Origin of the sequence: Amycolatopsis echigonensis (assembly GCF_002846615.1) — a bacterium.
Taxonomy (GTDB): Bacteria; Actinomycetota; Actinomycetes; order Mycobacteriales; family Pseudonocardiaceae; genus Amycolatopsis; species Amycolatopsis echigonensis.
Genome location: NZ_PJMY01000002.1, coordinates 274,118 through 297,520, shown reverse-complemented (window position 1 = coordinate 297,520; position 23,403 = coordinate 274,118). Strand labels below are relative to the sequence as shown.

The window sequence follows — 23,403 nt, the reverse complement described above, 5'->3', positions numbered from 1 at the left end:
CCTGTGTGCTTCGGCGCTCAGTTGCTGTTGTTCATGCCGCTGTCGCGGGTCAGCACGTGGTCGACGAAGCCGTAGTCCTTCGCCTCCTGCGCGGTGAACCAGCGGTCGCGGTCGCCGTCCTTGATGATCTGCTCGGTGGTCTGCCCGGTCTGCTCGGCGGTGATCCTCGCGAGCTCCTGCTTCCACTTGTTGAACAGGTCCGCCTGGATGGCGATGTCGGACGCGGTGCCGCCGACGCCCGCGGACGGCTGGTGCATCAGGATGCGCGCGTGCGGGAGCGCGTAGCGCTTGCCGGGGGTGCCCGACGAGAGCAGGAACTGCCCCATCGAAGCCGCCATCCCCATCGCGTAGGTCGCCACGTCCGGGCGGATCAGCTGCATGGTGTCGTAGATCGCGAACCCGGCGGTCACGGAGCCGCCCGGCGAGTTGATGTAGAACCGGATGTCCGATTCGGCGTCGTCCGCGTCGAGCAGCAGGAGCTGCGCGGTGAGCCGGTTGGCGACCTCGTCGTTGACCTCGGAGCCGAGAACGACGATGCGCTCCTGGAGCAACCGCTCGAACACCGAGTCGGTGAGGTTGAGCCCCGCGGTGCCGGTCCGCCCCTCGGGCATGTGCTGCTTCACGTCTGCCTGCCTTTTCACCGGCGACGGGCCGCCTGTGAGAGCCGCGCCGCCGCTGTCGTGTTCATGCTTGAGATCTTGCAACCGACCCTAACGAACTTGGGCGGTGCAGAATGCCTGACACCGCCCAAGTTCGCTTACAGCTTTACTCCGCGGGGGTCGCCGCCGCTTCTTCGGTGACCTGCGTCTCCTCGGCGGGGGCTTCTTCGTCCGCGCCGAACAGCTCGCTCAGGTCGACCTCGGACCCGGACGCGTCCTTCACCGTGGTGCCGCGCACGACGGAGGCCAGAGCCTTGCCGCGGCGGACGTCGGCGTAGATGGCGCTCAGCTGGCCGGACTGCTGGGCCCGCTGCACGTACTCGTCCGGGCTGACGCCGAAGCGCTGCGCCTGGTAGATGATCCGCTCGGTGAGCTCGCCGTCGTTGACCGACGTCTGCTCCTTGTCGGCGATGGTGTCCAGCAGCAGCTGCGTGCGGACGGCCTTCTCCGACTCCTCCTTCACCTCGGCGTTGAACTCGTCGAGGGTGCGGCCCTCGGCCTCCAGCGCCTTGGCGAACTGCTCCTCGTCGTGGTCGAACGGGTGGACCGCGTCGTGCTTGCGGTTCTCGATCTCGGCCTCGACGACCTTCTCCGGCAGCGGCACCTCGGTGCGCTCGAGGAGGATCTCGAGGACCTTGTCGCGCGCCTGGACGCCCTGCTGCATCTTCTTGACGCGGCCGAGCCGGGTGCGCAGGTCCTCGCGCAGCTCGTCGATCGTGTCGAACTCGCTCGCCAGCTGGGCGAACTCGTCGTCGGCCTCGGGCAGCTCGCGCTCCTTGACCGACTGCACGGTGACGGTGACCTCGGCGTCCTGGCCGGCGAACTCGCCCGCGACCAGCTTGGTGGTGAACACCTTGGTCTCGCCCGCGGCCGCGCCGACGATGGCCTCGTCGATGCCGTCGACGAGCTGGCCGGAGCCGATCTCGTAGGACAGGCCGGTGGTGGAGGCCTCCTCGACGGGCTTGCCGTCGACGCTGGCCGACAGGTCGATCGACACGAAGTCGCCGGTCTGGGCCGGGCGCTCGACGCCGGTCAGGGTGCCGAAGCGGGCGCGCAGCTCGTCGAGCTGCTCGGCGACCTCTTCGTCGGTGGTCTCGACGTCGTCGACGCTGATCTCGAGGCCGGCGAGGTCGGGCAGCTCGATCTCCGGCCGCACGTCGACCTCGGCGCTGAACTCCAGCACCTCGCGGTCCTCGAGCTTGGTCACCTCGAACTCGGGCTGGCCGAGCGTCCGGACCTCGCCCGCGCGGACGGCCTCGATGTACTTGGCCGGAATGGCCTCGTTGACGACCTCGTCGAGCACCGGCGCGCGGCCGATCCGGCTTTCCAGGACGCGAGCGGGGACCTTGCCGGGGCGGAAACCGGGGACGCGCACCTGCTGGGCGATCTTCCGGTACGCGGCGTCGAAGTTCGGCTTGAGCTCGTCGAACGGCACCTCGACATTGATCTTCACTCGCGTCGGGCTGAGCTGCTCGACGGTGCTCTTCAAGGTCTTCTCCTCGAGCGGTAAACGATGGGGGCGGACAGTCCCTCGGGACCGCCCCGGTCACCTGCTGACCGGGATATCCGAGTCTAGGCCAGAGGGTTGACAAGACCGGCTGCGGGGCTCCCGCCGAGGCGGTGTCGATCAGCGGAACCCGCCGCGCGCCCGTAGCGTCGGGGACGTGGTTTCCGGGCAGCAGAGCGAAGGTCCGGCCGCCGCGGCGGCGCGGCTCAGCGGGTTCGAGGCGGTCCCACAGGGCAGGTCGGGCACCCTCAGTGAAGTAGTGTTGACCAAAGGTGACCGGCGCGTCGACGCGGTGGTGAAGCGCGGCCACGCTCCGGGCGCGACCCGGGCCGAGGCGGCCGGGCTGCGCTGGCTGGCCGAGGCGGACGCGGTGCGGATCCCCCGCGTGCACGGCGCGGACGACACGTGGCTCGTGCTGGACCGGGTGAGCGAGAGCACGCCATCGCACGCGGAGGAGTTCGGCCGGAATCTCGCCCGGCTGCATTCGGCCGGAGCCCCGGCGTTCGGCGCCCCTCCCCCGGGCGGCTTGACCGACGCCTGGATCGGGACCGCTCCGATGCGCAATTCCCCGGGCGAGTCGTGGCCGGAGTGGTACGCGGAACACCGGGTCCTCCCTTACGTCCGGATTGCCTCCGACCTTCTCGACCCGGCGGTGTTCGAACGGGCCTGCGCGCGGATCCCCTCGATGGCCGGTCCGCCGGAACCGCCCGCCCGGCTCCACGGGGATCTGTGGAGCGGGAACGTCCTGTGGGATTCGGACGGGGCGGTGCTGATCGACCCGGCCGCGCACGGCGGGCACCGGGAAACGGACCTCGCGATGCTGCATCTGTTCGGCTGCCCGCATCTCGAGCGGATCGTCGCCGCCTACGACGAGGTCGCACCGTTGGCGGACGGATACCGGGAGCGGATCGCGCTGCACCAGCTTTTCCCGCTTCTGGTGCACACCGTCCTGTTCGGACGGTCCTACGCCGGGCAAGCGACCGCGGCCGCGCGCTCGCTGGGCTGAGTCAGCCAGCGTTGGGGCCGGCACCGCCGGGCTGGGTTCCGGCCTCGGTGACGGAGGTCGCGGTCGCGGTGGCGCCGTTCACCGTCGCGACGATCGTCACGTCCTCGCCGGTCCTGATTCCGGTGGCGGTCGCGGAGTCGATGACGTAGACCTTCGTGAACCCGTCGGTGCTTTTCGCGGTCAGCGAGGTGGCGCTCAGCGCGGTGACCTCGCCGGTCTGCGTGAACTTCGTGCCGGAGCTGGTCGCGAATTCGCCGTGCAAGACGGGGCCGAGGCCGCCGCCGGGACCGCCCTGTCCGGCCGGGCCGCCCGCCGCCGACGCCGCGGGATCGGCACTGGTCGACGAGGACGACGTGGCCGCCCAGATCGCACCGCCGCCGCCCGCGATCAGCACCGCGGCGATCCCTCCGGCGATCCACTTGGCCCGGTTCGGCCGGGCCGGGCCGGGTCCGGGCGCGGCGCCCCAGGCCGGTTCGGGCGCGGCGGGCGGGTTCGGAGCGGGATGCGGTGCGGTCATGGCGTTCTCCTTCGTTCGCGGCTTGCTGACCCCACCGTGCGGACAGCTGCTGTGGTCGCCCTGTGTTCCCGGCAAGTCGCGCCTGTGGCCCCGAATCGCCGGAACCGGGCGCAACCGCACAGCGCGCTCACAGGAAGCACACATCGCCCCCACACCGTCGGAACGCACGCTCGGGGCATGAGTTCGCGCACGAGATCCGCCGCCGCCCGGTTCGGGCGCCGCTCCCTGCGCGCGAAACTCACGGTGTCCGTCGTCGTCCTGTTGTCCCTTGTCTGCTTGGTGATCGGCGTGATCAGCGAGTTCGCCCTCCGCGCGTTCCTGATGTCCCAGACCGACACCCAGCTCTCCGCCGCGACCGCCCGTGCCCTGGACTTCGCGACTCACCCCGGCCCGCCCGGCGACGGGGAACGCAACCCGCTCGACGCCCCGGGACAAGGCGCGGGCACCGTCAACGCCCACTTCTCCCCCGAGGGCACGAACGGCACCGGCGGCTGGCTCACCCAGCACGGCCAGCGCGTCACCCTCACCTCCGACGAACTGGCGGCACTGCAAGACCTCCCCACCAACGGCCGCCCCTACACCCGCACCATCGGCAGCCTCGGCGACTACCGCCTCACCGCGTTCCCGGTCCCCGACGGCGTCGTCATCACCGGCGTTCCCCTGGCACCCATGCAGCAGACGCTGCTGACCGTCGGCCTGATCCTTTTCGGCGTCGCCGCTGCTGGGGTGACCGGTGCGGCGTTCCTCGGTGCCTTCGCCGTCCGCCGAACCCTGCGGCCGTTGGAACGTGTTGCGGAAACCGCTTCGCGAGTCTCCGAACTTCCGCTGGACCGCGGCGATGTCGACCTGTCCGTCCGTGTCCCCGCCCAAGACACCGATCCGCGCACCGAAGTCGGCCAGGTCGGTGCGGCGCTGAACCACATGCTCGGCCACATCTCGTCCGCGCTCGAAGCCCGGCACGCCAGCGAACTGCGGGTCCGGCGGTTCGTCGCCGACGCCAGCCACGAACTGCGCACCCCGCTCGCCGCCATCCGCGGTTACGCCGAACTCGCCGGACGGTCTGGCAGCCACGCCCCGCCGGACGTCGCGCATTCGATGACCCGGATCGAGTCGGAGGCCGACCGGATGACGGCACTCGTCGAGGACCTCCTCCTGCTCGCCCGCCTGGACGCGGGACGTCCGCTCGACGTCGCCGAAGTCGACCTGACCCGCTTGGTCGCGGACGCGGTCGGCGACGCGCACGTGGCCGGTCCGCACCACGGCTGGCAGCTCTCGATGCCGGACGAACCGATCCTCGTGCTGGGCGATGTCCAGCGGCTGCACCAGGTTTTGGCGAATCTGCTCGCGAACGCGCGCGTCCACACGCCGCCCGGCACGACGGTCGTCACCGCGCTCGCCCGGTCCGCGGACGGCAGTGCCGTGGTGACCGTGACCGACAACGGCCCGGGCATCCCGCCGGAGCTGCAGCCAGCGGTGTTCGAACGCTTCGCCCGCGGAGATTCGTCCCGGTCGCGGGCAGCCGGTTCGACCGGGCTGGGCCTGGCGATAGCGTCCGCCGTGCTGACCGCGCACCACGGCGCCATCACGGTCCGCAGCCGCCCTGGCCAGACGGAATTCGCCGTGCGGCTGCCGATCGCGGTCCCGGCTCAGCGGACGCCGGTCGCGGATGACCGCAGGTCCCACAGCGGGCACACAGGGTAAGCACATCCCGGCCCCAGCTCACGCCGCGAGGCTGACCGCATGACCGCAGTCGCGACCCCTTCGACCGTTCCCGCCGTGCCGGTCCAGCGCGCCGAGCCGAGATGGGTGCGCCCGGCCCTCGTGCTGCTGCTCGTCGCCACGGCCGCGCTTTATCTGTGGGATCTCGCCGCGTCCGGCTGGGCCAACGCGTTCTACTCCGCCGCCGCCCAAGCCGGAGCACAGAGCTGGAAGGCGTTGTTCTTCGGCTCCACCGATGCGGCCAACGGCATCACGGTGGACAAGACACCCGCCGCGCTCTGGGTGATGAGCCTGTCCGCGCGGCTGTTCGGCGTTAATGCGTGGAGCATCCTGGTGCCGCAAGCGTTGATGGGTGTCGGCTCCACGTGGCTGCTCTACGCGACTGTCCGACGCACCTCAGGCGCGGCAGCGGGGTTGCTCGCTGGCGCGGTGCTTACCCTCACCCCAGCCGCGGCGCTGATCTTCCGCTTCAACAACCCGGACGCGTTGCTGGTGCTGCTCCTGATCGCCGCCGCCTACTGCACGGTACGAGCGCTCGAGAAGGCCAGCCCGAAATGGCTCGTTTTCGCTGGCGTGGCAATCGGATTCGGCTTCCTCGCCAAGATGCTGCAGGCGTTCCTCGTGCTGCCCGCGTTCGCGCTCGCGTACCTCGTCGCCGCACCGACCACCGTCGGCAAGCGACTACTGCATTTGCTCGCAGGATTTGCTGCGGTCGTCGTTTCGGCAGGCTGGTATCTCGCCGTAGTGGCGTTGTGGCCAGTCGCGGACCGGCCGTACATCGGCGGCTCACAGAACAACAGCCTGCTCGAACTCACCTTGGGGTACAACGGTTTCGGCCGCATCACCGGCGACGAGACCGGCAGCGTCGGCGGCAGTCCGGGCGGCGGCTGGGGCAGCACCGGATTGTTCCGGTTGTTCGGCAGCGAGATGGCGGGCGGCATCGCGTGGCTGCTGCCGGCGGCGGTGCTCGGGCTCGGCGCGGGCCTGTGGTTCACCCGTTACGCGCCCCGCACCGACCGCGGCCGCGCTTCGCTGCTGCTCTGGGGCGGCTGGCTGATCGTGACCGCCGCGGTGTTCAGCTTCATGGGCGGGATCATCCACCCCTACTACACCGTCGCGCTCGCCCCAGCGATCGCTGCGCTCGTCGGAATCGCCGCCGTCCAGTTGTGGCGCATCCGCGGCAATCCGGCCGCTGTAGGGCTTTTGAGCGGCGGTGTCACGTTGACGACGGTGACGAGTTATCTGCTGCTGGACAGTTCTTGGCAACCGTGGCTTGCCCCGACGGTCCTCATCGTTGGGCTTTTGGCCGCGATCGCACTGTTTTTCGTCCAGCACTTCGGCCGGGTCGCCGCGGTGCTGGGACTGGTCGTGCTGCTGACCGGAACCGGCGCGTACAGCTTCGCCACCGCGGCGACTCCGCACAGCGGCGCGATTCCGTCCGCCGGACCGAACACCCGGCGGATGTTCGGCGGTGGCGGCCCGGGAGGTTTGCTCGGCACCAGCCTGCCCGGCGCGAACCTGACAGCCTTGCTTCGGCAGTCCGGCGATCACCGGTGGGCCGCGGCGACCGTCGGGTCCAACAACGCCGCCGGATACCAGCTGGGCAGCGGCAAACCGGTGCTCGCGGTGGGCGGATTCAACGGCACCGACCCGTATCCGACGCTCGCGCAGTTCGAGCAGTACGTCCGGCAAGGGCAGATCCGCTACTTCCTCGGCGACGGCCTGACCATGCGCGGCTCCAGCAGCGGAAGCGACGCCGCCGCCCGGATCGTCCAGTGGGTGGCCGAGAACTACCAAATGACCACTGTGGACGGTGTCACGGTCTATGACCTCGGTGCCTGATTCCGTGCCGTGCGGCCAAGATCACCCGAGCGGGCGTACGTCGCACAGCGCAGGCACAGGAACACCACAACGTGGCCAAAGCCCGGCAGACGACGGTGAACCCATGAACGCCACCGCCCCTTCCCGCAGCAGCGCCCCGCGGCCCGGGACGACTCCGGTCGGCCTCGGCGGCCCGCAGCCCGTGCTGGACGTCGTCATCCCGGTTTACAACGAGGAAACCGACCTCGAACCGTGCATCCGCAGGCTGCGGGCGCATCTCGCCGAACGCGCCGGCTACCCCTACCGGATCACCGTCGCGGACAACGCGAGCACCGACAAGACCCTTGCCGTGGCCGAGGAACTGGCCCGCGAGTTCCCCGAGGTCGAGGTGCGCCACCTGGACGAGAAGGGCCGCGGCCGCGCGCTGCGGGCCGTCTGGTCCGATTCGGACGCCGCCGTGCTGGCCTACATGGACGTCGACCTGTCCACCGACCTGGCCGCGCTGGACCCGCTCGTCGCGCCGCTGCTGTCCGGACATTCGGACGTCGCGATCGGCAGCCGGCTCGCCCGCGGCGCCCGCGTGGTCCGCGGGCCGAAGCGCGAGTTCATCTCCCGCTGCTACAACCTGATCCTCCGCGGCACGCTCGCCGCCAGGTTCTCCGACGCGCAATGCGGGTTCAAGGCGATCCGCGCCGACGTCGCCCGCGCGCTGCTCCCGCACGTGCGCGACACCGGCTGGTTCTTCGACACCGAACTGCTCGTGCTCGCCCAGCGGTCCGGGCTGCGGATCCACGAGGTGCCGGTCGACTGGGTCGACGACCCGGACTCGTCGGTCGATCTCCTCGCGACCGCCGCGGCCGACCTCAAGGGCATCGCCCGGATCACCCGCGCGACCCTCACCGGCGAGATTCCCGTGCACCGGCTGCGCGAGCAGCTCGGCCGCGAACCGATCGGCGTGGAGGCCCCCGGGGTGTCCCCGAGCCTGGTCAAACAACTCGTGCGGTTCGCCGCGGTCGGCATCGCCAGCACTGTCGCGTACCTGCTGCTTTTCCTGCTGCTGCGGACCGTGGTCGGCGCGCAAGCGGCCAACTTCACCGCACTGCTCGTCACCGCCATCGCGAACACCGCGGTGAACCGGCGAGTGACGTTCGGCGTCCGAGGACGGGCCGGAGCCGGGCGGCACCAGTTCGAGGGGCTGATCGTGTTCGGCCTCGGACTGGCGCTGACGAGCGGTTCGCTCGCCTTGCTCAACCACACCACCAATCCCGGGCTCGCCCTGGAGACGACCGTGCTCGTGCTGGCGAACCTCGCCGCCACGGTGCTCCGTTTCCTGCTGCTGCGGGGCTGGGTCTTCAATCCGCGCCGTGCCGCTACCGAGGAGTCGTCTTGAGCACTGTCCTGTCCGCCCGGCCTGCTGCCCCGGACGCGCCGGATCGCGCGGAGCCTCGCTGGGCCCGCCCGTCGATGCTCGGCCTGCTGGCACTCACCGCTGTCCTGTACTTCTGGAACCTGACCGCTTCCGGATTCGGCAACTCGTTCTACGCCGCGGCCGTGCAGTCGGGCACGCAGAGCCTGAAGGCATGGCTGTTCGGTTCGCTGGACGCCGGGAACGTGATCACTGTCGACAAACCGCCCGCTGCACTATGGGTGGGAACGGCTTTCGCGCGAGTCTTCGGCTTCTCCAGCTTCACCGTGCTCGCCCCGCAGGCTCTGATGGGCGTCGCTTCCGTCGGCCTGCTGTACCTGACGGTGCGCCGGGTTTCCGGGCCACTGCCGGGTTTGCTGGCCGGGGCGATACTCGCGCTGACGCCGGTCGCCGCGTTGATGTTCCGTTTCAACAACCCGGACGCGCTGCTCACCCTGCTGCTGATCGCCGGTGCGTACTGCACCGTGCGAGCGATTGAGAAGGCGAGCCCTCGATGGCTTGCTTTCGCAGGCGTGGCAATCGGTTTCGGCTTCCTGACGAAGATGATGCAGGCGTTTCTCGTGCTGCCCGCGTTCGCCCTGGCGTACCTGGTCGCCGCGCCGACCGGTCTCGGGAAGCGATTGCTGCACTTGGTTTACGCCGGGGTCGCGGTGGTCGTGTCGGCTGGCTGGTTCGTGGCGCTGGTGGAGATCTGGCCTTCGGCTTCGCGGCCGTACATCGGCGGGTCGACCGGGAACAGTCTGCTCGAGCTGGCGCTCGGGTACAACGGGCTCGGGCGGATCTTTGGCGGGCAGGGCAACGGCGGCATGGGCGGCGCCGGCGGCGGGATGGGCGGGGGCAATACCGCGTTCGGCGGCAGTTCCGGCCTCGGACGGATGTTCGGCGCGAGCTTCGGCACCGAGGTCTCGTGGCTGCTGCCCGCCGCGCTGATCGGCCTGGTCGCCGGATTGTGGTTCACCCGGCGCGCCGCGCGCACCGACCGGACCCGGGCGTCGCTGCTGGTCTGGGGCTGCTGGCTGTTCGTGACCGGGCTGGTGTTCAGCTTCATGAGCGGCACCGTGCACCCGTACTACGCGGTGCAGCTCGCGCCCGCGATCGCCGCGCTGGTCGCGCTTTCCGGGCACGCGCTGTGGCGCGGCCGGGCGCACCCCGGACCGCGGATGGTGCTGGGCGGGATGATCGCGGCGACCGCGGTGTGGGACTTCATCCTGCTCGACCGCACGCCGGACTGGTTGCCCGCGCTGCGCTGGGCGATCGTGGTGCTGGGGTTGCTGGTGAGCACCGTCGTGGTGGTCGGGGTCCCGCGGGTGCGGACGGTCTTGATCGGCCTCGCCGCGGCGATCGTCCTGACGCTCGGGGTCGGCACGGCCGGGTACGCCGTGGAGACGGTTTCCTTGCCGCACAGCGGTTCCATCCCGACTTCCGGCCCGCGTACGACCGCCATGGGCGGCAGGGGCGGTTTCGGCGGCGGGATGGACGAGACCAGCGGAACCCTCGCGCAGGTGCTGGGCGGCACGACGACGAAGTGGGCCGCCGCGACGACCGGTTCGCAGTCGGCGGCGAGCCTGGAGCTGGCGAGCGGCAAGTCGGTGATGGGCATCGGTGGCTGGGACGGCAGCGATCCGGCCCCGACGCTGGAGCAGTTCAAGCAGTACGTCGCGGCGGGCGAAGTGGCGTACTACGTGGACGGCGGACGGGGCGGCGGTCCCGGCGGCGGGTCGAACGACATTTCCGAGTGGGTGGCCGCGAACTTCACCGCGACGACGATCGGTGGCGAAACTGTCTACCAGCTCACCCGGTGAGTTCGGGAATCCTCAGCCTCTTCCCAGGAACGAGGCGCATTCTGAAAAGCACGGAGAGGCATCCGCCGCGAACGCCCGGGAGGTCACGATGGCCGGATACCCACGCTGGCACACCGCGAGCGAGAAGGGGCCGCGCGAGCGCAATGCCGATGCGGTGAGCGCCTACGCGGCCGCCGGGGCACCCGGGATCACGTTCGCGCTCGCCGACGGCGTGGGGGACGACCCCGGTGCCAGGCGAGCCGCCCAGGTCGCCGCCGCGGCTGCCGCGCGCACCCCGGTCGAAGCCGGTCCGGTCAAGGCGATTTTGGCCGCACAGCAAGCAGTTCGCCGCCTGGGCGGCACCGGAGACGCGGTTCTCGTGGTGGCGATGCCCTTCGCCGGCGGATACCGGATCGCGTGGGTCGGCGACGCTCGGGCGTACGCGTGGGACGGGTCGATGACCCACAAGCTCACGCAGGACCACACGCTGGCGGAGTACTTCCGCTCGCGGCACCAGCCGTACTCGCCGCGGATGGAGCATCTGGTGACCACGAGCGTCCGCACGGCGAAACCGGAGGAGATCGGCACGACGGAAACCCCGAGCGGCGGTCTCCTCCTCACCAGCGACGGCGTGCACAAGGTCCTGCCGCCCGCGACGATCGACGAAATCCTCGCCGACCCGGCCCGCGGTGCCTCGGCGTTGGTCGCGACCGCCATCGCCCTGGGCGGCCGCGACAACGCGACGGCGCTGTTCGTGGAACCCGCGGACGTGAGGACGCGGGTGACGGAGAGGTTTCCCACCGCCGCCTGAGCGGGGTCAGGCGTGATCGCGTTTGAGGTTCCGGTACTCGCGATAGACGAGCACGATGATCACCGCGTCGAGCGCCGCGAAGAACGGCAGCGCGATCGAGTGGGTCTCGAAGGCGCGGTAGATCTCGTACACGACGAACGCCGCGAGCACGACCATCGCGACCGGGTAGGCGCGCACCCACTTGCGCGCGAGCGCCCACACGAGGCCGAGCTTGAGCAACCCGTGCGCCAGCAGGTACGCGACGGCGAACGTCTTGGTGCCCCCGCCGGTGAAATGCTCGGCGGCGGTTTCCAGATGCCGCGCGAGCGTGCCGGAGGGGTCGCCAAGCAGGTCGCGGGTGATGACCGCGTTGACGAACCCGTTGACGAACGTCGCGGGGATGAACGCCAGGATCAGCGCCCCGACCAGTTGAAGGCCTCCGTCGAGGCCCTTCAGCGTGATCGCGATCCGGAACAGCCGCTCGGTGGAACGGGTAGAGGTCTCCTCGCTCATCGGTACAGGAAACCGGAAAAGCCCGAGCGTTGCTGGGTTGAAGGCCGGGTTTCGCCCAGGTGATCCGGTTTGCGTGCCCTGTGGCGGGGGTCTCTCAGCGCTAGCTCACCCTCGCGCCGAACAGCCTTCCGCTAGCTCCCGCCGCTTCGCCGGGTCCGGCCCGCAGCTCAAGCCCTCACGGCCCGTTGCCCTTGCCGAGCTTTTCCCGTCACTCGCGAAGCATTGCCGCACCTCCCTTGCTCTGACATTCCGCACATCGCTCGTACCGTTTCGTGTGATTGTGCGGATCCTGCCCGTACACCGGAAAACACGCGGCCCCGCACAAGCCGAGAAACACCGGCCCGCACCGAAGCGGACGGCGTCCGACCTGGTGCGCGACCCGGATCGCGTTCTCCGGCGCGCCCGCCTGCGGCAGCCAGCCGTGCGCGGGCAGGCTCGCCAAGACGACCTCGTTGAGGTGATCTGCCCGCCGGACCAACGCGCGGCCGAGGTCGAGAAGGCGCTCGCCAAGGTCCCGCACCGCGTCGGGCCGCGGGCATCGTTCGTCGAGCGCGCGGGTCAGGAAGCCGAGGTCCAGCGCGAGGGTGGCTTGCAGGTCGCGAATCCAGGCAACCAGTTCGGGGCCGGTGAGCCCGACGGCCGAACTGCGCTGCTCGGGGAGCCTGCTCCAGCGTCCGGTCATGCGCCGTTCCCAGCGAGTGCCAAGCGCCATCCCTCCGCACTGCTCACGCCAGGCACCGTTCTTCGTTCGAGCGGGCCTCTTCCTGTCGGCGGAGCCATTCCTGCGCGCAGTCAGAGCACGTCGGGTCGAACCAGTGGCCGCCGAGCTGCGGTACGTCGTGGCGGGCGACCGTGACTTCGGCTCCGCACAGTGCGGTGAACGTTTCCCCGGGTCGTGGCGCGAACGGCCCGTCGAGCGCGTGCCGTTTTCCCTCCGCCTGCTGCCATCTGAACACCGGACTCCTCCCCTTGTGGTGCGTGGAGTCCCATGTGGGATGTCGTCGCCGCGTAACGCAAGCCCCCGTTCCGAGTGATCACCGGAATCGGGTTTTTCCCGCAGCCACAAGCATTTCCGCGGTCGCCGGGGACCGAGCCGCGGGTTACCGACGGGTTAGGTGTCACCAGGTGGTGACACCCCCGGGAGGGCGGACGCCGCCGCGGTTGTTACGGCGCCCGTGCTGCCTCAGCGATGCGAGGCGCGGCAGCAGTCACGGGCACCGCGAGGGGGAAAGCGGCGGGCGTCCGCGGGCATCACCTCGCTTCCGGGAGTGCGGTCGCCGCTATGACTGCTGTCGCCAAGCGCATACGCAACCCCTGCGCGGGGGTTGTCACACGACAGTGGCGCGAATAGCCAGCACGCTGGGCTGGATCGCACCCCGGCGGAGTGGCGGAAGCAGCGCTTGGGCATGCGGAGTGGATACAACGAGCCAGCCGGAGTCGCGCCAGGGATCGAACTCTGCGTCACAGCGGTGCGGCCGACAACGCGCCGGAAGCAGCGCCCAAGAACGCCGGGTGGCCACTCCGCGCCAGCCGGAGTCACGCCGGGAATCGAACTCCGCACCACAACGACTGACAACGGAGCGGAAGCAGTGTCCGGGCCGTACATCGTGGGCACCCCGAGCCCTGCCGGAGTCACGCCGCAGCCGCCAGGACCCCGCAAGCCATGCAAATCACGCCACGGTGGTGCGGCTGATCAGCACATCGAGGCCCGGGCCAGTGAGATCGTCGGCCGCCGCGCGGCGGCCGGCCAGGGCGAGCAGCATGGCCTCCGCCGGGCCGCGGACTTCGATGCCGTTCCCGGACGCCCAGTCCAAGTCGGTCGCGACGGCCCGCAACCCGGTCAGCCGACGCGACACCCCGACCGGCGGTGCGCGCAGCGACAGTTCCAGCGCCCGGCGCAACCGGGCCGCTGGGATCGTCCGCGGCAGCCCGAGCGGGCGGCGGATGTCCTGCTGATGGATCAGGCCGTCGAGAAACCCGACCATCCCGCCGAACTTGCCCAGCATCCGGCCCGGCTGCGGGTACCGCCGCATGACGCCGATCAGCTCCTCCGGCGCGCGCACCCGGTACTCGGCGAGGCCGATCTCGTTGGACCGCTTCAGCGACAGCCGCGCGCGGCCAAACCGCTGCGCCAACTGGCGGCCGCTCAGTTCGTCGTAGCTCACGACATGAGCGACGACCGAGCGCACGTTCCAGCCGGCACACAGCGTCGGCTGTTCCCATTGGTCCGGCGTGAGCGTCTCCAGAAAGTCCGCGAAGTCGGCGCGCTCCTCGCGAGCCAGCGTCCGTGCGTCCATGCCCTCCCCCGTCTGCGGCGCACACTCACGGTAGCAGCGCTGCGGTCACATTCGCCGGGTTGATCAACGCGACAGCCTCCAAAGTGGATCTCCGCGGATATTCATCCGATCAGGTCGAATACGAGCTGATGGATAACATCATGAATGGCCCGGAAGATGGTGAATACCCGTTCCTGAAAGACCAGACAGGACGGTTCCTACGGAGAATTCCCGCCCCGGGTTAGCGCGATCGGCGGCGAGCGTGCAAAGATGGCATTGCCGCAGGCAGGAGGGGTTAATCGGGTGGAATATTCCATTCCCTCGACGCCCCTCGCAGCCACCGGAACCGGTTCCCCCGGGGGCAGCCTGGGAACTGCGTTCCGGTATCTTTCCGGCGGACAAGAAAGGATGCACAATGACCGTTCCTGGCGCGGAAAATGCAGGCCAGGCACCCCGTCGGACAGAAAAGCCGGACACCGGCGACGACAGACCGTATGCCGTCACCGTGAGTCAACACCCCGGCCGGGTGACCGTGACGTTTCACGAACCGGGCATGCCCCAGCTGGCACCGGCAGTGCCCTCGCTGCGGCCGAGCACGCGCCCGGCCTATCCGTCGTGGAAGACGGCGCGGACGTCGGTCGAACTGGCCGCGCAGCAGCCGGACGGCGCGACTCAGCCGTGGCAGCTGATCGCGGTTCTGCTGACCCCGCTCGTCGGGGCGACCGCGATCGTCTTCGCGACCGCTGGAGTCCCGGCCGGTCTGGCCACCGCGGGCGGAGTGGTCCTCATGCAGGTCGCCGCCACCGTGCTCCGCAAGCGGCACACGACGAACCGGCGCACCTGACCACCCTCGAAGCGGACGCCGGCGGCGACTCACGGCCGCCCGCGTTCTGCGCTCCCGGTGCCCGGCCGGGCAGGGCCGGGCACCGGGAGACGAGGTCGCTGCGCCGAGATCGGCCCACGGCCGCGCCGCTTGCCGCTTGCCGACGACGGGCGACGGGCGACGGGCGACGGGCGACGGGCGACGGGCGACGGGCGACGGGCGACGGGCGACGGGCGACGGGCGACGGGCGACGGGCGACGGGCGACGCTAGCGCGGAGGGGAGACCGGGGTGTGGAGATCGCCTACCTCATGGACAGGATTGCGGGCTCACTCGCCCGGCTTGCCGCTCAGCCCCGTTGCGCCTGACCCCACCGCTCGACCCGGCCCGCCCGCGTGCTCGGCTCGGCTCGGCTCGGCTCGGCTCGGCTCGGCTCGGCTCGGCTCGGCTCGGCTCGGCTCGGCTCGGCTCGGCTCGGCTCGGCTCGGCTCGGCTCGGCTCGGCTCGGCTCGGCTCGGCTCGGCTCGGCTCGGCTCGGCTCGGCTCGGCTCGGCTCGGCTCGGCTCGGCTCGGCTCGGCTCGGCTCGGAGAAGCGTCGCTCCCATCTGCAGCGCCGCAACCCGCCGACGGTGTCCGAGCCCGCAGCACTCAGTCGCGAAGCAGCGAAGCAGCGGAGCCGCCGAGCCCCGACCCACCCCACACCCGCAGGCCATCCGCTCCACCGCGCCCGGCCGCCGGATCACCAAGCGGCGCAAGCGGAAACTCCACTGGACCAGCCCGGCCGGTCAGCCGCTCCACAGGTGTCATCAAGCGCAGGCACCCCAACCCTTCCACGCCTCAAAAAACCACGAAAAAAGCAACACACACCCACCCCAACAACGGAATCCGCACCAACAATGCGAAATTGCACGTGCGCAAGCACTGCCCAATGCACGAGAAGTGTCCATTCAGGTGAATTCCCCAACGCAGAGCGCGTGTGCCCCACCCTCCCACTACCCTTAGGAATATTCCGAACACATTCCGTACTGCGCGGAATATTCCATTCATCGGCCGAAACCGAGAAAACGAGGGGTTGCAGTGGACACCTACGACCCGCACGAGCACGCGCACCCGACCCGCCCGGCAGTGGGCTTCCCGGACCACGGCTGGCGGAAACCCTCCGCCTGCGGGCCGAATTCCGGTAACTGCGTCGAGGTCAACCTGGCTGCTCACGGGCTTGTCGGGGTGCGGGACAGCAAGACCGACAGCTCTCCCGTCCTGGTCTTCGACCGGGGCGAGTGGGCGCGTTTCGTCGAGGCCGTGCGGCGCGGGGAATTCGACGGCTGACCAGGCGCGACCGCGAAATCGTCGCACCGAAACCGCCGTCCGGCGCCAGCGATCCTTGCGAAAAAAGACGCCGACCCGGAGTATTGTCCGCCGGGTCGGCGCATTACTATCGGAGGTTCGCATCGGCCCCTGGACGAAATGACGGAGCCCCTGGTGACCACGCCGATCCGGCAGCCGCCGCCCTCCCTGCGGACCCAGCGTTCCCGGCTGGGCTCCCGGATCCTCGCGTGGCGCACCGCGCGCGGGCTGACCCAGGTCGAGCTCGCCGACGGGATCGGCTGCAAACAGCCCAAGGTCCAGAAAATCGAATCCGGCAAGGCGGGCACCCGCCCCGACGACCTCGAGCGGATCATCGAGGTGCTGGACATCCCGCACGCCGACGCAGATCAGCTGCGGGAACTCAACCAGGCCAACGATCCTTCCGCACGCCGCGCCGAGCGGAGGATGATCACTCCGCACTGGTTCCGCGAGATCCTGGAACGGGAGCAAGCGGCGACGGAAATCCTGAGCTGGACCGGGAATCGCATCCCGGGACTGCTCCAATCGGAGTACTACATGCTCGCGCAGTTCCAAGCCAGCCGCCAGGAGCGGGTCACCGACCGCGTCGCCGAACGCAAGGCGCGGCAACGGCTTTTCGACGCCTGCCCGGGTCCGCGCGCGGTCTTCATGCTGGAGTACAGCTGCGTCGAAAAACTCGTCTACGGCACCAAGGCCAGCATCGCCACTGACCAGCTCGAACACATGATCCGCATCGTCGAAACGCATCCCACCGCCGAGGTCCGGATCCTCCCGCGCGACGCGGCCGCGTACCCGGACGAGGATTTCACCATCCTCCGCTTCGCCCAGCCCGACCTCCTCGATTTCGCTTACCAGGAAAGCAAGGTCAAGCTCATCACCGTGCCGGAGAGCCAGGACGAGTTCGCCTCCTACGAGGAGTCCTGGGAAGCCCAGCTCGCCGCCACGCTCTCGCGCGACCAGTCCCTGCAGTACCTCAAAGAATGGGCGAGCCGCTGCGCGACGCCCGCCCGCTGACCGCAGTACCGGACGAAAGGAAAAGCCACCGGTGGCCGACGAACCCTTCCCGCCTCCCGGGGTCGATCTCGACCACCCGAGCGTCGCGCGGGTGTACGACTACTACCTCGGCGGCACGACCAACTGGACGATCGACCGGGAGTTCGCCGACGAGGTGATCCGCGAGTTCCCGCTGATCCGCCCGATCGCGAAGGCCAACCGGCTGTTCCTGCACCGGCTCGTGCGGCATCTGGTGAAAAAGGGCGTGCGGCAGTTCGTCGACCTCGGCTCCGGCGTGCCGACCATGGGCCACGCGCACCAGGTCGCCGACGAGCTCGCGCCGGGCGAGGCCCATGTCTGCTACGTCGACTACGAACCGGTCGCCGTCGCGCATTCGGAAACCCTGCTGCGCGAGTCGGGCGACCTCGACCGGCACGCGGTGATCCACGCCGACATGCGCGATCCGAAGCGACTGTGGGAGCAGATCGCCGCGACCGGCGTGATCGACGTCGAAAAGCCGCTCGCGTTGCTGCTGATCGCGGTGCTGCACGTCCAGCAGCCGCCCGCCGAAGACAGCGGCAGCACCGAAGACCTCGGCCCGTCCATCGTCGCGCAGTACCGCGATCTCCTTGCCCCCGGCTCGTTTCTCGCCCTCTCGCACATCACCGACCAGGGCGTCCCCTCCGACGTGGACGCCGGGCTGGTCGAGCTGAAGCAGCTGTACGACCGGTCGAGCAGCCCGGTGATCTGGCGGTCGCGCGAGGAGATCCAGGCGCTGTTCGGGTCGTTCGAGATGCTGGAACCGGGGCTCACCTGGACGCCGTCGTGGCATCCGGAGGAGTCCGGCGAAGGCGCGCCGCAGGTGGAGTTCCCGACGCCGGCGCATTCGGTGATCCTGGCCGGAGCCGCGCGGAAACCGTAATTCGCTCGCGCCGCGCAGGCACCGCTGCGACCATCGGCGCATGCGCACGAGCACTGTGGCGGACCGGATCCGCGAAGCCACCGTCGTGCTCGGGGACCGGACCGACCGCCACCGTTACCCCGACCCGACGGGATGGTGGCGTTCGCCCGAACTGCTGCGCGAACTGGGTCCGGCGCTCGCCGGGTTGTTCGCCGACGACCAGCCGAATGTCGTGCTGGGCCCCGAATCCCGCGGGTCGCTGCTCGGTCCGCTGGTCGCGGTGGAACTCGGCGCGGGCTTCGTCGAGGTGCGCAAAAACCGGTACCCGGCCTGCGATTCCGACCGATGGCTCCAGCGCACCTCGCCGCCGGACTACCAGGACCGGCACCTGCGGCTCGGCTTCAGCCGCCGCCTGCTCCAAGCGGGCGACCGCGCGCTGCTGGTGGACGACTGGATCGACACCGGCGGCCAGGCCTTCGCCGCACAAGCCCTGGTCGCGGACGCCGGGGCGACGTGGATCGGGGTCGCGGTGATTGTCGACGGGCTCCGCCGCCACGAACCCCGCCGGCAACTCCGCGTGCGGTCCCTCCTGCACTCGCGCGACTTCTGATCACCGGAACGCGTCGACGCTGCGGCTCGCCCATGAAGCGAAGGAAGTCGCCGGACGGCCCAGCACCTTCTCGACATCGGGACTGATCCGCAGTTCCTCCGGAAGCGGCTGGCCGGGGATGTCGAGCGTTCCGTCGGCGACCGGTTCCGGCATCTGCCGCAGCATTTGTCCGCGTGCCTGCTCACGGCTGAGTTCGACGAACTCCAGCGGCTCGCCGAGCGCGGCACCGAGGATTTCCGCGCGCTGCCGCGGGCTCGTCGCCTCGGGTCCGGTGAGGACATAAGTCTGGCCCAGGTGACCCGATCCAGTCAGGGCGGCCGCGGCGACTTCAGCGATGTCGAGCGGATCCACCGCCGGGAGCGCGACATCGCCGAACGGCGAGAAAACCTTGCGCTGCACCCGAATCGACGGGATCCAGGCGAAGGTGTTGGTCGTGAATCCACCGGGACGAAGAACCGTCCATTCCAGACCGGACGACCGCACCGTTTCTTCCAGCGCGGCGAGCGGCCCGTGCGAACCCGCCTCCGGCCGGGTTCCCACGGCCTGTGACGACTGCAGGACTACCCGCGAGACGCCGGCGTCGGCCACGGCCCGCAGGACGGCTTCCCCGTCGACGTGCGCTCCCGCGCCGGAGACCAGCAGAAACAGTGCCTCCGCGCCCTTCAACGCCGGGACCAGGCTGCCCGCGTCAGCCAGATCCGCGACCATCGGGGTGACCCCGGGCCGCGAGGGCGGCGGGGACGTCAGCCCACGGGAGACGGCGGTCACGGCGTGGCCGGATTCGGTCAGGGATTCGACCAGCAGGCGGCCGACGTTGCCCGTGGCACCAGTGACGACGATCAAGATTTGCTCCTCAGCTAGCGGTCGAAAGCGACACAGCGAGGCTAAAAGCCGCCGTACAGTAGGTTCCCCAGGGAAAGTATTGGAGCCGCATGACCACGACCGCGCAGCCCGGGGCCGATCCGCTCGCCGCGTGCCGGATCAGCCCGGCCGTCGACCTGCTGTTCAGCCGGTGGACGACCCCGATCCTGTGGACGCTCAACCAGTCCGGGCCGGTGCGCTTCGTCGACCTGGAGCGGCGGCTCGGCGCGACCGGGAAGGTTCTCACGCAGCGGCTCCGCCAGCTCGAACGCGACGGCCTCGTCCAGCGGCACTACTACGCCGAGGTGCCGCCCCGCGTGGAGTACGAGATCACCGAACTCGGCCGGAGCCTGTCGCCGGTCTTCGCCGCGCTCGCCGAATGGACCGACGAGCATCTGCCAGCCGTCGAGAAGGCCCGCGACGCGTACACCGGCCCGCTTCCGCGCTGAGGTCTCGTGAGCGGCAATCCCGGTTCTAACCGGGATTGCCGCTCACGAGACCCGGGCTACCCGGCGAACTGCTCGTTCCCCAGCACGCCCAGCAGCTGGATCTTCTCGAACGCCTCGCTGCGCGGCGGAGCGGTCAGCACCAGCAACGCCTGCGACTGGTCCTCGGTGAACAGCACCTGGCAGTCCACCTCGATCTCCCCCACCTGCGGATGCACAAGCACCTTGTGGTCCTCGAACCGTTTGGCCACCTGGTGTTCTTCCCACAGCCGCGCGAACTCGGGGCTCTCCCGGGTCAGCGCGCGGACCAGCTCGCCCGCGCGCGAACGCGGGCCCATCGACCCGTGCACCACTCGCAGGTTCGCCACCAGCGCCCGGCTCTGCCGGTCCCGGTCGTGCGCGGGGTAGACGAGCCGCTCGTCCGGGTCGGTGAACCACCGGTAGATCTCGCTGCGCGCCAGTCCGGTGTACTGAGAGCGGTCGCCGTACAACGCCTCCGCGAGCCGGTTTTGCACCAGCACCTCGCCGAGGTTCGAGAGGATGAGCGCGGGCGTGTCCGACAGCCGGTCGAGCACCCGCAGCAGCGCCGGAGCGACGTGCGTCGCCGCGACCACCGGCGACGGCGCGTTACGGCCCGCGAGGTGGAACAGGTAGTCCCGCTCGTCGTCGGTCAGCCGCAACGCCCTGGCCAGCGCGGCCAGCATCTGCTCGCTCGGCTGCGGTCCGCGCTGCTGCTCCAGCCGGGTGTAGTAGTCGGTGGACATCGCCGCCAGCGCCGCGACCTCCTCCCGCCGCAGCCCGGCCGCCCGCCGCCGCGCGCCCGCGGGCAGCCCGACGTCCTCGGGCCGCAATCCCTCGCGACGGCTGCGGAGGAAAACCGCCAGCTCAGCTCGATCCATGTCTTCAGTATCCGGCCGGTCCGGCGCGTCAGCCAGGGATCGCCGATCCCCCGATATGCGGTCTCTGCCGCCGCCGCTTCGATCCGCCGAAACTCAGTGGCATGAACATCACCGGAAACACCGTCTTCATCCCCGGCTCGACCAGCGGCATCGGCCTCGCCCTCGCCCGCGAACTGCAGGCGAAGGGCAACACCGTCATCGTCGGCGGGCGGCGCACCGAACTGCTCGCGCGGATCGCCGCCGAGAACCCCGGCCTCGACACCGTGCGGATCGACACCACCGACCCGGCGAGCATCGCTGCCGCGGCCAAGGAGGTGCTCGCGAAGCATCCGGACCTGAACGTGCTCGTCCCGATGGCGGGCATCATGCGCGTCGAGGACTGGCACCGCCCCGAGTCCTTTGTGGACAGCGCGGAAGCGACCGTGACCACCAACGTCCTCGGCCCGATCCGGCTCATCGCCGCGTTCGTCGAGCACCTGCAGACCCGCCCGGACGCCACCATCCTCACCGTCTCGTCCGGCCTCGCCTTCGCGCCGCTGAAAGCCACGCCGAGCTACAACGCGTCCAAGGCCGCCATCCACATGCTCAGCGAATCGCTGCGCCTGCAACTGGCCGACACCTCGGTGAAGGTCGTCGAACTGGAGCCGCCGTCCGTGCGCACCGCGCTCCTGCCCGGTCAGGAGGAAAGCGAGTTCGCGATGCCGCTGGACGCCTTCGTCAGCGAGGTCATGGAGTTGCTCGAAACGCAGCCGGACGCCACCGAGATCCAGGTCGAGAACGTCAAGTTCCTCCGCCACGGCGAGGCCCGGGGCGACTACCACCACGTGGTGGCGACGCTCAACGCCGCGGACCCGCACGGCAAGTGACGCACAGGTACAGCACGGCGGTGAGCACCATGCCGCCGAGCGCGACCACCCGGGTGTAGGCCACCGCCCGCGCCGTTCGACCTTCGCTACGACAAGTACGTCGGCCTTCCCGCCACGATCGTCGCGGACACCGGCATTTCCCGCAGTTCCCGTGCCGACAGTCCGCTCGGGTCGGCCGCCGTCAGCACCAGATCGGCCACGTCGCCGACCTGGACGCCGCGGCGGCCGCCCGACGACGCCGCCAGCGCGTCCTCGAGCGGAATAGCCTGCTCCGGATGCCACGGGGGCCGCTCGTCGTCCGTCCGCCCGACCGCGGCGGCGATCCCGTCCCACGGGTCGAGCGGCGCGACCGGCGCGTCCGAGCCGAATTCCAGCCGGGCACCGGATTCCAGCAGCGTGCGGTAGGCGTACGCGCGATCGGTGCGGCCGGGCCAATGCCGGTCGGCGACGTCGCGGTCGTCGGGCTGGTGCGCGGGCTGCACACTCGCGACCAGCCCGAGCGCGGCGAACCTCGGCACGTCCTCGGGCCGCACCAGCTGCGCGTGCTCGATCCGGCCCGGACAGCCGACCTCGGCGAACGCGTCCAGCGCGATGGTGTTGGCGTGGTCGCCGATCGCGTGCACCGCCGGGGTCAGGCCGTGCTCGTGCGCGCGGCGCATCAACGGCACCAGTTCCTCCGGCGGCAGCTCCAGCAGACCCTTCTCGCCGGACCCCGGGTACGGCTCGTGGCAATAAGCGGTGCGGGTGTTGAGCGAGCCGTCGACGAACAGCTTGAACGGGCCGACCGTGAGCAGCCCTTCGCCCGCCGCCAGAACGTCACCGGTGCGGTGTCCTCTTTGGATGGTCTCGTCCAGCAAATACCGGGCGATCACACAGGAAACCCGCGTCGCGGGCCTTGCCGCGGCTGCCCGCCGGGTCCAATCCGCGACCGTGTCCGCGTATTCGTAGTCGACCACCGCCGTCACGCCCCGTTTCGCCGCGGCGGCCAGCGCTTCGGCGACCCAGCCGTCCTGAACCTCGACCGGCGCGGACGGCAACGCCGCCGTCGCGCTCATGCAGTCGTTCTCGAGCAGGACGCCGGTCGGATGCTCGCGGCCGATCAGCTTCAACGCGGCCGGGCTGAGCCACAACGTATGCAGATCCGCGCTGAACAACGCCACCGCGCGGCCCGGAAGCGCGCGCTGCAGCAGATCCTTGTGCGGCCGATCCGGCCACAGCCCGTCCCGGAACCCGACTCCCACGACGAGGTCCTCCGCCGGAGCGTCGAGCAGCTTCTCCATCAGCAACTCGACCGCGCCCACCGCGGACGTCGCCCCGTCCAGCGGGATGCGCCTGCGGAAACCGGCCCACTGAACGAGATGCGCGTGCGCGTCGACCAGGCCGGGCAGGAGCGTGCCGCCATGCCCGTCGAGCACCCGCGCCGCGAACCCGGTGCCAGCGCCCGGTTCCTCGACAGCCGACACGACGCCGTCGCGCACCCGGACGTCAGCGAGCGGACCCCGCAACCCGACCCGGACGCGGCGGAGGAGAAGATCGTCCATGCGCCCAGCCTGCCAGCCCCGCCCGTTCGGGTGAAGCGGGAATTCGGATGCTGGGGTCGGCGTTGAAACGGGTACTCAGAGGACATGGCAGCCGTCGCCCGCCGAA

23 protein-coding genes are annotated in these 23,403 nt (G+C 70.2%); 13 read left to right on the top strand and 10 right to left on the bottom strand.

Annotated elements, in window-relative coordinates:
• Positions 1-17: 17 nt before the first annotated feature.
• The gene (locus ATK30_RS03020; RefSeq protein WP_101434202.1) at positions 18-623 is read right to left on the bottom strand and encodes a ClpP family protease; all 606 of its coding nucleotides are present in this window, start codon (positions 621-623) and stop codon (positions 18-20) included.
• 142 nt (positions 624-765) lie between these two features.
• The gene (tig, locus tag ATK30_RS03015) at positions 766-2,148 is read right to left on the bottom strand and encodes a trigger factor (protein ID WP_101434201.1); all 1,383 of its coding nucleotides are present in this window, start codon (positions 2,146-2,148) and stop codon (positions 766-768) included.
• Positions 2,149-2,323: 175 nt separating this feature from the next.
• Between tig and ATK30_RS03010 the strand changes: the two genes are divergently transcribed.
• Positions 2,324-3,172, top strand: a complete 849-nt coding sequence (locus ATK30_RS03010) for a fructosamine kinase family protein (protein ID WP_101434200.1) — start codon at positions 2,324-2,326, stop codon at positions 3,170-3,172.
• A gap of 1 nt (position 3,173) precedes the next feature.
• On the opposite strand, the gene ATK30_RS03005 is transcribed toward ATK30_RS03010, so the two are convergent.
• Positions 3,174-3,689, bottom strand: a complete 516-nt coding sequence (locus ATK30_RS03005) for a hypothetical protein (protein WP_101434199.1) — start codon at positions 3,687-3,689, stop codon at positions 3,174-3,176.
• A gap of 177 nt (positions 3,690-3,866) precedes the next feature.
• Between ATK30_RS03005 and ATK30_RS03000 the strand changes: the two genes are divergently transcribed.
• From ATK30_RS03000 to ATK30_RS02980, 5 genes are all read left to right on the top strand, one after another.
• On the top strand, positions 3,867-5,390 hold the full coding sequence (locus ATK30_RS03000; protein WP_101434198.1) for a sensor histidine kinase: 1,524 nt from the start codon (positions 3,867-3,869) through the stop codon (positions 5,388-5,390).
• A 39-nt stretch (positions 5,391-5,429) separates the two neighbouring features.
• Positions 5,430-7,250: a glycosyltransferase family 39 protein gene (locus tag ATK30_RS02995; protein ID WP_101434197.1), complete on the top strand. Its 1,821-nt coding sequence runs from the start codon at positions 5,430-5,432 to the stop codon at positions 7,248-7,250.
• 103 nt (positions 7,251-7,353) lie between these two features.
• A complete protein-coding gene (locus ATK30_RS02990; RefSeq protein WP_101434196.1) occupies positions 7,354-8,619 on the top strand; it encodes a bifunctional glycosyltransferase family 2/GtrA family protein in 1,266 nt (421 codons plus the stop codon).
• A complete protein-coding gene (locus ATK30_RS02985; RefSeq protein ID WP_101434195.1) occupies positions 8,616-10,457 on the top strand; it encodes an ArnT family glycosyltransferase in 1,842 nt (613 codons plus the stop codon). Before ATK30_RS02990 ends, ATK30_RS02985 begins: the two co-directional genes overlap by 4 nt.
• Before the next feature lie 88 nt (positions 10,458-10,545).
• The gene (locus ATK30_RS02980; RefSeq protein ID WP_101434194.1) at positions 10,546-11,247 is read left to right on the top strand and encodes a PP2C family protein-serine/threonine phosphatase; all 702 of its coding nucleotides are present in this window, start codon (positions 10,546-10,548) and stop codon (positions 11,245-11,247) included.
• Between the two features lie 6 nt (positions 11,248-11,253).
• On the opposite strand, the gene ATK30_RS02975 is transcribed toward ATK30_RS02980, so the two are convergent.
• From ATK30_RS02975 to ATK30_RS02960, 4 genes are all read right to left on the bottom strand, one after another.
• On the bottom strand, positions 11,254-11,739 hold the full coding sequence (locus tag ATK30_RS02975) for a DUF2127 domain-containing protein (protein ID WP_101434193.1): 486 nt from the start codon (positions 11,737-11,739) through the stop codon (positions 11,254-11,256).
• Between the two features lie 208 nt (positions 11,740-11,947).
• Positions 11,948-12,421, bottom strand: a complete 474-nt coding sequence (locus ATK30_RS02970; protein WP_101434192.1) for a hypothetical protein — start codon at positions 12,419-12,421, stop codon at positions 11,948-11,950.
• A 43-nt stretch (positions 12,422-12,464) separates the two neighbouring features.
• Positions 12,465-12,695, bottom strand: coding sequence for an HC3 family zinc finger protein (locus ATK30_RS02965; protein WP_101434191.1), 231 nt, complete (start codon positions 12,693-12,695; stop codon positions 12,465-12,467).
• Between the two features lie 714 nt (positions 12,696-13,409).
• Positions 13,410-14,036, bottom strand: a complete 627-nt coding sequence (locus ATK30_RS02960; RefSeq protein WP_101434190.1) for a maleylpyruvate isomerase family mycothiol-dependent enzyme — start codon at positions 14,034-14,036, stop codon at positions 13,410-13,412.
• 484 nt (positions 14,037-14,520) lie between these two features.
• Here ATK30_RS02960 and ATK30_RS02955 point away from each other — a divergent pair, with 484 nt between their 5' ends.
• The 5 genes from ATK30_RS02955 to ATK30_RS02930 all read left to right on the top strand — a co-directional run bounded on the left by ATK30_RS02955 (position 14,521) and on the right by ATK30_RS02930 (position 18,684).
• The gene (locus tag ATK30_RS02955; RefSeq protein ID WP_143271347.1) at positions 14,521-14,859 is read left to right on the top strand and encodes a hypothetical protein; all 339 of its coding nucleotides are present in this window, start codon (positions 14,521-14,523) and stop codon (positions 14,857-14,859) included.
• A gap of 1,054 nt (positions 14,860-15,913) precedes the next feature.
• Positions 15,914-16,162, top strand: coding sequence for a DUF397 domain-containing protein (locus ATK30_RS02945; RefSeq protein ID WP_101434188.1), 249 nt, complete (start codon positions 15,914-15,916; stop codon positions 16,160-16,162).
• Positions 16,163-16,315: 153 nt separating this feature from the next.
• On the top strand, positions 16,316-17,194 hold the full coding sequence (locus tag ATK30_RS02940; RefSeq protein WP_244194488.1) for a helix-turn-helix domain-containing protein: 879 nt from the start codon (positions 16,316-16,318) through the stop codon (positions 17,192-17,194).
• A gap of 31 nt (positions 17,195-17,225) precedes the next feature.
• The gene (locus ATK30_RS02935; RefSeq protein WP_101434186.1) at positions 17,226-18,095 is read left to right on the top strand and encodes an SAM-dependent methyltransferase; all 870 of its coding nucleotides are present in this window, start codon (positions 17,226-17,228) and stop codon (positions 18,093-18,095) included.
• A 40-nt stretch (positions 18,096-18,135) separates the two neighbouring features.
• Positions 18,136-18,684, top strand: coding sequence for a phosphoribosyltransferase family protein (locus ATK30_RS02930; RefSeq protein WP_101434185.1), 549 nt, complete (start codon positions 18,136-18,138; stop codon positions 18,682-18,684).
• On the opposite strand, the gene ATK30_RS02925 is transcribed toward ATK30_RS02930, so the two are convergent.
• Complete coding sequence (locus ATK30_RS02925; RefSeq protein WP_101434184.1) at positions 18,685-19,527, bottom strand: NAD(P)H-binding protein; 843 nt, start codon at positions 19,525-19,527, stop codon at positions 18,685-18,687.
• 89 nt (positions 19,528-19,616) lie between these two features.
• Here ATK30_RS02925 and ATK30_RS02920 point away from each other — a divergent pair, with 89 nt between their 5' ends.
• Positions 19,617-19,994, top strand: a complete 378-nt coding sequence (locus tag ATK30_RS02920; RefSeq protein ID WP_101434183.1) for a winged helix-turn-helix transcriptional regulator — start codon at positions 19,617-19,619, stop codon at positions 19,992-19,994.
• Between the two features lie 56 nt (positions 19,995-20,050).
• Here the strand turns inward: ATK30_RS02920 and ATK30_RS02915 are convergent, their stop codons facing one another.
• The gene (locus ATK30_RS02915; protein WP_101434182.1) at positions 20,051-20,890 is read right to left on the bottom strand and encodes an MmyB family transcriptional regulator; all 840 of its coding nucleotides are present in this window, start codon (positions 20,888-20,890) and stop codon (positions 20,051-20,053) included.
• A 101-nt stretch (positions 20,891-20,991) separates the two neighbouring features.
• Here ATK30_RS02915 and ATK30_RS02910 point away from each other — a divergent pair, with 101 nt between their 5' ends.
• Complete coding sequence (locus tag ATK30_RS02910) at positions 20,992-21,756, top strand: SDR family oxidoreductase (RefSeq protein WP_101434181.1); 765 nt, start codon at positions 20,992-20,994, stop codon at positions 21,754-21,756.
• Between the two features lie 86 nt (positions 21,757-21,842).
• Here the strand turns inward: ATK30_RS02910 and ATK30_RS02905 are convergent, their stop codons facing one another.
• The gene (locus ATK30_RS02905; protein ID WP_101434180.1) at positions 21,843-23,297 is read right to left on the bottom strand and encodes an amidohydrolase; all 1,455 of its coding nucleotides are present in this window, start codon (positions 23,295-23,297) and stop codon (positions 21,843-21,845) included.
• Positions 23,298-23,403 lie beyond the last annotated feature (106 nt).